Here is an 8,839-nt window from a genome sequence, read left to right on the forward strand (position 1 = left end):
GTGTTTGGCAATCTCTGCGTAACGTCACCGTTGACTACACAATCGGGAATTTTAGCAAGTAAAGTTTGTTCCAGGCGATCGCGCAGTTTTCTTTCTCTTGCCGTCGCTTCTTCTAAGTGTAACAGTTCTAGTTCAGCAGCTTTGCCCAAGGCGATAATTGCTGGAACATTCTCAGTTCCCGCCCTACGTCCGCGTTCTTGGTGTCCCCCAATTATGAAGGGACGGAACCGAACCCCGCGCCGGATATACAAAGCACCAATTCCTTTAGGCCCGTGCAGCTTGTGACCAGACAAGGTTAACATATCGATGGTGCTAGTCTTCATATTCAGAGGGATTTTTCCCACTGCTTGCACCGCATCTACATGGAAGATAGCGCCATATTCTTTAACGCGCAACCCAATTTGTTCAATCGGGAAAATCGTCCCAGTTTCGTTATTAGCATACATAATTGTCACCAGGGCGGTGTTACCCGTCAAGGAAGCTTCTAGTTCATCTAGATCCAGCTGCCCTTGATTATTTACTGATAGATAGGTAACACTATAACCTTGGGTTTCTAATTGTTTGCAGACATTGAGTACTGCGGGGTGTTCAACTTGGGTAGTGACGATATGTCGCTTTTCAGGTTGCGCTAACAGTGCGGCTCGAATCGCCGCGTTATCTCCCTCAGTTCCACAACTTGTGTAGACAATTTCAGACTCATCGGCTCCCAGGATGGCTGCAAGTTGTTCTCTTGCGGTTCTCACTGCTTTACCGACTTGCCCACCAAAGGTATGCATACTGGAGGGATTGCCGTAATAATCTGTGAGGTAAGGTAACATTACCTCTATAACTTCTGGGTCTACCTTAGTGGTGGCATTATTATCGAGATAGATGCAGTTATTTTGCATTGTTGTCTTCAATTACAAATTAGGAATTATTTAATTAAGCTTCAGAACCCACTGATTGGGATTGACGCTTTTGCAACTGCTCAGAGTATTTCTGGGAATAGCTTTGAAACCAACGTTCCCAGTAATCTTGTTTATTTGTTAATTTAGCGACTACACGGTTGTAATTGGTAAACCAGCCTTCCCAATAATCGCTAGGCTGCTTAACGCAACCGTCGCAAGTGGGACAACCAGCTTTACACTGAGGCACGGTATGAATACTACCAACACAATTTGTACAAAGTTCAGGGTCAATCCAGTGCTGTCCGTCAACCACTTTAACTGCATTTGTGGGACATACCGTTAGACAGAGATTGCAGGAAATACACTGGCTAGTAAGAATTTGGTAAGCCATGATTTATTCTCCTTTTGGGAATGGGGCATTGGGCATTGGGCATCCCTTCGGCTTCTCCTAACGGAGACGCTGCGCGAACGCTCAGGGCAAGTGGGCATTGAGGATTGGGTTTAGGCGAGGGCATTGAGGATAATTCTTATCCCATGCCCCATGCCCTATGCCCCATGCCCTATTCGTTATTCCCTAATTCCTTAACGTATTGCTCGTAAAACTCCAAAGCAACCTTTTCAATTACGTCGTAAGCTTCAATTGTCTTGATTCCAGCTTCTTGCAATTTTTCTTGAGGACAGTTACCAATCTTGGAGACTAAAACTGCTTTGCAATCTGCGATCGCTTTCATAATATGCTCAAAAGAAGCTTCTTCGCCGTATCCACCTTGGCAATATTGGTCAATTTTGCGATGACCGATAAAGCGAACTTCGTTTCCACCCACTTCGTAAATTTGGAATTCTTTTGCATGACCGAAGTGTTGGTTAACTAATCCGCCGCCTTTGGTTGCTACTGCAACTAAAACTTTCGGACTATTGGCAACTTTCTTACCAGCTAGCGCTTTATCTTTGGCTACTTTAAGTTCTTCTTTAAACTTCTCAATTCCTTCGTGAACAGTAGCGCGTTGTTCCATGTCATATTCGGGAGTCATTTCCAAGAATTTCTCTTTGGAAAACTCTTGGCTGCGGTCTTCTCCCAACAATCCGACTGCATCGGCGCGGCACTGGCGACAGTGACGCATCATTTTCATGTTACCAGAGCAGTTGTCTTGAACTTCTTTGAGTTCTTTGGGTGTGGGGCCGCGTTGACCGGTTAAACCAAAGTGTGTGCCATGTTCTGGTGCAGAAATCAATGGCATGATGTTGTGCAAGAATGCACCTTTCTCACGAATGACTCGATTCACTTCAACTAAGTGATGGTCATTAATTCCGGGAATCATTACGGAGTTGACTTTGCACAAGATGTCAGCGTCTTTCAGGGCTTGCAATCCTTCCATTTGTCTTTCGTGGAGGATTTTTGCACCTTCAAGACCTCTGTAACGCTTGCGTTTGTAGTGAACCCAAGGATAAATCAATGCACCGATCTCTGGATCTACCATGTTAATGGTGATCGTCACGTGATCTATATTTAATTGTTTAATGCGATCGATGTAATCTGGCAGCATTAAACCATTGGTTGATAAGCAAAGCTTGATGTCTGGTGCTTGCTCTGCAATCAACTCAAATGTGCGGAAAGTCTTTTCTGGGTTCGCCAATGGGTCGCCAGGGCCGGCAATTCCCACAACTGTCATTTGGGGAATCTTACCACCAATGACCAAAGCTTTGTGTGCTGCTTGTTCTGGTGTTAGCAATTCGCTAACTACTCCAGGGCGGCTTTCGTTAGCGCAATCATATTTGCGGTTGCAATAGTTGCATTGAATGTTGCAAGCTGGTGCAACTGCAACGTGCATCCGGGCGTAGTGGTGATGAGCGTCTTCGCTGTAGCAGGGATGTTTAGCAATGCGTTCTTGGAGCTTTTCGTCCCTTTCCACGGTGGTGCTGGTGGTGCTGTCACAGCCGCAACCACCTGATTTTGCTTGGGTTGGCGATTCCGTAGCGTTGGAGTTGAGGAGTCGTGTAGACGGTGATGTCATTGAATTTCGCAAAAGGTCGGTGGACTTGGCTGCCACTGTGGGAGATGTTGTTGCTCTTTCATGCCCAGAATTGAAGTCGCGTCTTCCACACTGCCTGCAAACCCTTGGGTTCGGGCGACTTGTTTTCAAGTCAGGCAGGCGATAGATATCTGATGTTCGGCTGGTGTGTGTCAACGTTCGGTTCTTGGGTAGAATTTGTGCTTACAGCCGCGACTTCTCTTCACTTCAGGCATGGTGCTATGTCATCCCTCCACTCACCCTTCGCTTTGTTTTGTTTCAGAGCGTTAGGTGATTGGCGATATAAGATTTATAGCAGCCGTCTCCCAGCCAGATGTTGCGTCTCTCTAGGATAGAATTTATTGGATTTATTACGTTTGTACTCAAATACTAAAAACCCTAATTCTTCAAGCGTTACAAGAATTAAAAAAGTTTTTTTCAGGTAGGGGTTCTAGTATTTTTTGGTTGGGGTTCTAGTGTTTATATATAGGGGTTCAGGATTTCTTTGTACTCAGCTAAAACCTAATCCCAGCAAAGAATTTAATCTATTTGCAGCTAGGTTTTGGTTATTTAAATGTGTACTCAGACTACCCTCAATTTCCGTCAAAAGCAATAAATGCCAAGGGTTTGAGGGTGAAAAACTGGAGTAATCTATGTTGTTTTACTCCAGAAACGTGCGAAATTCAATTCTGTATCTAACATATCATTTTTTTGAGGGTAAAAATGCACTTCATATTTTTTTAATTTTTGCTTTGACAATCATATTCAATTGTGGTTGTAAGTCTTGTGTGATAAGCGATATGAGGTAATGAAAATAGGTGTGTTGCTGCATATCATTTTCAAAAAACTTAACTTTTAACTCTTCTTCTTCATTCCCACAATGAGGAGATGGGTAGGAACCTGTCGGATTTTGTGTTTAAGAGAAACAACAAACTATAATCTAACATGATTGAGCGATCGCAATGATTTTTCTGAATTGCTCATTACAAACCTTAGCAAAAACCTAACCTCCTAACCCCCTTCCCGCGTCGGGAAGGGGGAAAATTCAAAGTCTCTCTCCTTCTAGGAGAGAGACTTAGAGAGAGGTTTAAAAGCTACAATCAAGCCAAGCGTGAAATAAATCTGAGTTTATGATAGCCATTTCCCAACAGCCGCCAAAAATGACCGTTGAGGAATATCTCGAATGGGAACCTCAGCAAGACCTTCGCTACGAATATGCTAATGGCGAAGTATTTGCCATGACAGGCAGTACAATTCCCCATAACGACATTGCACTTAACTTGTACACTGCCTTACATCCTCATCTGCGTTCTAGAGGCTGTCGAGCGAATGTGTCAGGGGTGAAAGTGCAACTCACTCTTCATAGCCGATACTATTATCCTGATGTTGTTGTCAGTTGCGACCCTGAAGACCTGAATGCCCGCAAATTTATTCAACATCCCAAGCTGATTGCCGAAGTTCTTTCGCCATATACAAGCGCGAAAGATCGGGGTGAAAAATTTACTTATTATTTGACAATCCCCAGTTTGCAAGAATATATCTTGATTGACTCGGAAAAAATCTCCGTTGAGCGTTACTGTCGGGGAGAGGGTAGTATGTGGCTTTACTATCCCTACACGGCTGGAGATATCGTCACTTTATCGAGCATTGAGTTGGAGTGTCCGATTGAATTGCTGTATGAAGGTGTTGTATTTAGCACTGAAGAATAAAGAGAATGTTCCGTGTTAACTTTTAAAGAGCGATGTCTACGACGGGCTGCGCCTACGCACTTTAAGCAACTGCATAGCCAGTGTAAGATACTAAGGTACTAGCTGTCATACAGGTGTAGTCTCAATACGGTTCGGTTAAGGTTTTTTGATGAAAATTCTAGATCACAAAGACGCGATGAATCGCCGTCTCTACAATAATCAGTCTTTACGATTCATCGCGTCTCTTGCCTTAACCGAACCGTATTGGGTGTAGTCTTAGACTGATATTGATATAGGAAATTTCTCTAGCATCTTCGTTAAATGCCAATCTTAGACATCGCTACACTGTATTCATAAGCTGTCTGAGTTCATTCACAAAAACAGGGTAGCAGGAGGAATGCGATGAAAGCAGTGGTTATCCGTCGGTATGGCGGCGCTGAAGTGTTGCAGTATGAAGATGTGGAGCAGCCGAAAATTGAGCCAACACAGTTACTTGTGAAAGTTCGTGCTAGTAGCGTTAATCCTATTGATTGGAAAATTCGCCAAGGGATGTTGAGTTTGATTACCGGCAGCAATTTTCCAAAGATTCTGGGGTTTGATGTGGCGGGAGATGTGGTAGCCGTTGGCTCTGGTGTCACCCGTTTTAAAGCAGGAGATGCTATTTATTGCAGTACTAGTTTCCCTGGAGGAGGTTATGCCGAATTTGCAGCTGTTCCAGAAAGTGTGGTGGCTCTCAAACCAACGAACTTATCTTATGAAGAAGCTGCGGCTGTACCTTTAGCAGCGCTTACGGCTCTGCAAGCACTGCGAGATCAGGGAAATATTCAAACAGGGCAAAATGTCTTAATTAATGGTGCTTCTGGCGGTGTGGGGATTTTTGCAGTGCAAATTGCTAAAGCTTTAGGGGCAGTGGTGACGGGAGTTTGCAGTACTAAAAACTTGGATTTGGTGAAATCTCTGGGTTCTGATCGCGTGATTGATTATACGCAGCAGGATTTTACCCAAGATATAGCGCAGTATGACATTATCTTTGATGCAGTGGGTAAGCGATCGCTCTCTCAAACCAAAAGAGTTCTCAAACCCAACGGAATTTATATCACCACGCTACCCGGCCCTGAAGTCTTTTTAGAGAGCGTTTTAACAGCATTCCTTCCTGGTCAAAAAGCGAAATTTCTCTTTGAGAAGCCTAACGTTAAGGACTTGCTTTTTCTCAAAGAATTGATTGAAGCTGGTAAGATTCGTGTAGTAATCGATCGCACATATCCCTTGCAAGAACTAGCGGCGGCTCATAGTTATAGCGAAACTGGGCGTGCAGTGGGTAAAATTGCGATCGCGCAGCCCGTCGTAGACATCGCAGTTTCCAATTAATCTGCAAAACCTAACCCCCTAACCCCTTCCCGACGCGGGAAGAGGGAAAATTCAAAGTCTCTCTCCTAAAAGGCTACGGTGTACACACAAATCTGAAATAGCTGAAAAACCCAAGGTTTTACCCCACCCTAACCCTCCCCTTGGAAAGGGGAGGGAACTAGATTTCTTATTTCCCCCCTTTCCAAGGGGGGATTAAGGGGGGTAATTCGACTTGTGTGTACACCGTAGCCTTTTAGGAGAGAGGTTCTTAGATACCTGTAATATTTCCGCAATAACCCTGAAATCTGGAAACATTACTCCAGCTAGTGGATATACTCGTAATCAAAATCTCAACAGAAGCGAGTATTATGCTGGACTGGTTAGCTATTTGGGGTGTAACTCAGGCCGCCGGGTTGATTTTTAAACCCATTCTGGAAGATTTAGCCAAGGATGCTGCTAAAGATTGGGCTAAAGATTTATTAAAAGGTATCCCTGGCAAGATTTTCCAGAAACTTAAGAAGGAAGACATAGAAATTGCTGCTGGTAAAGCCTTAAAGGAATTTTTGCAACTCATGCAGCAGCAGTTAAAGGTTCGTTGCAAACTTGCTGAAACTGAGATTAAAGAGTACACCAAAGATATCCAGAAATTTATTAGCGATAAGTCGGTTACAGAAATTCTTGGTAAGGCTTTTGATATTAATTGTGAATCTTTAGACGCTAATACGCTAGAAGATAGTTGGAACAGGCTGCAATTAAAATCTCTGCCATTTAAATTTAACTGGCAATCACTTACAGAACAGTATTTTACACAAGTCCAAGAACTTCTTTTAGATTCAAAAGAATTACACCATATCCTGGAATTACAAAAGTTATCTGATATTGAAATAAATACCAAAGAAATTGCTGGTGTGATTGTAGATTTTAATTTAATTAAATATCAAGAAGGAATCCGCGAACGCTATGGCAATCTTAAGTTAGATAGTTTAGATACTAGCGGCTATGCCTATAACGAACTGAAATTATGGCGGATTTTTACTGCTCAAAATGTCCGGGAAGCTCATCAAGTTTTACCACAAGTTCACGAACTGCCTAAAGAACATCTTAGACGGCTGCGAGAAAGCGACCAAGTAGAAGCAGAAGTGGAATTAGAAGAATTAGAACGCCACAAACGGGTTTATTTTGAACAGCCGATCCGTTCAGTTTTAGATGTTGTCAATAAGAAGCAAGATTATAAATATATTGTGATTTTGGGCGATCCTGGTTCAGGTAAGTCTACATTGTTGCAATTTCTGGCTTTGAATTGGGCCGAGTCTCCACTGGATAATGTTATATCATTACCAATTCCGTTGCTAATTGAGTTACGCACTTATATGCGGCGACGGGAAGATAAAGAGTGCAATAATTTTCTAGAATTCTTTCATCAATGTAGTGGTGCTGTTCATCATCTCAATCAGCTTGAACTAGATAAACAATTAAAAGCTGGTAATGCCTTAGTGATGTTTGATGGTTTAGATGAAGTCTTTGACCCTGGTAAGCGAGAGGATGTAATTACTGATATTCATCGCTTTACTAATGACTATCCTGATGTGCAGGTAATTGTCACTTCTCGGATTGTTGGCTATAAACCGCAACGATTGCTTAATGCTGAGTTTCGCCACTTTATCTTACAAGATTTAGACTCAGAACAAATTCAGGATTTTATCTACCGTTGGCATGAGTTAACTTTTACCGATGCAGTAGATAAGGTGAGAAAACGGGAACGGCTAAAAAGAGGAATTGAAGCTTCAAAATCTATTGCAGAATTGGCGGGAAATCCTCTGCTGTTGACGATGATGGCAATTCTTAATCGTAATCAAGAGCTACCAAGAGATAGAGCCGAGCTTTATAATCAAGCATCGCGGGTACTGCTACATCAATGGGATGTGGAACGCGCTTTGACAGAAGATAAGAGGTTAGACCCGAAGACGATTGATTATAAAGATAAGCAAGCGATGCTGCGTCAGGTTGCTTATCTTATGCAAACTGGTGAGAAAGGTTTGGCAGGGAATTTGATTAATGAAAATGATTTAGTCAAAGTTCTGACTGATTATCTCAAAACCATAGAATTTGATAAACCCAGAGAAGCTGCGAAGGTGATGATTAATCAACTGCGGACTCGCAACTTTATGTTATGTTTCCTGGGGGCAGATTATTATGCTTTTGTGCATCGGACATTTTTAGAATATTTCTGTGCTTGGGAGTTTGTCTGGCAGTTTAAAGAAACGCAAACGCTGACTATTGAGCAACTTAAGAATGAAGTTTTTGGCAAACACTGGCAAGATGAAAGTTGGCATGAAGTCTTGCTGCTAATTGCGGGAATGATTGAGCCAAGATTTGTTGGCGATATTCTTGAGTATTTAATGGCGCAAGATGGAGAAGAGGAAAAGTTTGTTAATCTATTTTTAGCGGCTAAGTGTCTTGTAGAGGTGAGAAATCGCTCGGCGATCGCGTCAACAGTTAAGAAATTACTTGGTAAGTTAAAAGACTTAACTAAATATGACCTTTGGTACTATTATGTCCCCTATGAAGATGAAGAAGAAACTAAGCTAATTCAGGAAATTCGTACTCAAGCAGTCATAGCAATTGCAACGACCTGGCAAGAATCTCCTGACACCAAAAACTTCCTCAAAGAACGCGCTACCCATGATGATGACTACGGTGTGCGAGGTGCAGCAGTCGAAGAATTAGCTAGGAACTTCAAAGATGACCCAGACACCAAATCCATCCTTAAAGAACGCGCTACCCAGGATAATGACAACTTTGTACGAGGTACAGCAGTCGAAGAATTAGTGAAGAACTTCAAAGATGACCCAGACACCAAATCTATCCTAAAAGAACGCGCTACCCAGGATGATCATGAGTTTGTACG

General features: G+C 42.7%; 6 protein-coding genes. 3 read left to right on the forward strand and 3 right to left on the reverse strand.

The window, feature by feature from the left end; all coding sequences use genetic code 11:
• The 3 genes from RRG12_RS40710 to nifB form a co-directional block, all read right to left on the reverse strand.
• A partial coding sequence (locus RRG12_RS40710) for an aminotransferase class V-fold PLP-dependent enzyme (RefSeq protein ID WP_420763110.1) occupies nucleotides 1-887 on the reverse strand: 887 nt, incomplete at its 3' end.
• Between the two features lie 34 nt (nucleotides 888-921).
• Nucleotides 922-1,278, reverse strand: coding sequence for a 4Fe-4S binding protein (locus RRG12_RS40715; protein WP_069073111.1), 357 nt, complete (start codon nucleotides 1,276-1,278; stop codon nucleotides 922-924).
• Nucleotides 1,279-1,447: 169 nt separating this feature from the next.
• On the reverse strand, nucleotides 1,448-2,899 hold the full coding sequence (gene nifB / locus RRG12_RS40720; RefSeq protein WP_420763115.1) for a nitrogenase cofactor biosynthesis protein NifB: 1,452 nt from the start codon (nucleotides 2,897-2,899) through the stop codon (nucleotides 1,448-1,450).
• Between the two features lie 1,127 nt (nucleotides 2,900-4,026).
• On the opposite strand from nifB, the gene RRG12_RS40725 reads away from it, so the two are divergent.
• From RRG12_RS40725 to RRG12_RS40735, 3 genes are all read left to right on the forward strand, one after another.
• Entirely contained in the window at nucleotides 4,027-4,605 is a 579-nt protein-coding gene (locus tag RRG12_RS40725) for a Uma2 family endonuclease (protein WP_420763111.1), read from the forward strand.
• A 381-nt stretch (nucleotides 4,606-4,986) separates the two neighbouring features.
• Nucleotides 4,987-5,952, forward strand: coding sequence for an NAD(P)-dependent alcohol dehydrogenase (locus RRG12_RS40730; RefSeq protein WP_420763112.1), 966 nt, complete (start codon nucleotides 4,987-4,989; stop codon nucleotides 5,950-5,952).
• Between the two features lie 347 nt (nucleotides 5,953-6,299).
• Nucleotides 6,300-8,839: HEAT repeat domain-containing protein (locus tag RRG12_RS40735; protein ID WP_420763113.1), on the forward strand; the 2,540-nt coding region annotated here is incomplete at its 3' end.

Source organism: Nostoc sp. CALU 546 (assembly GCF_048836525.1).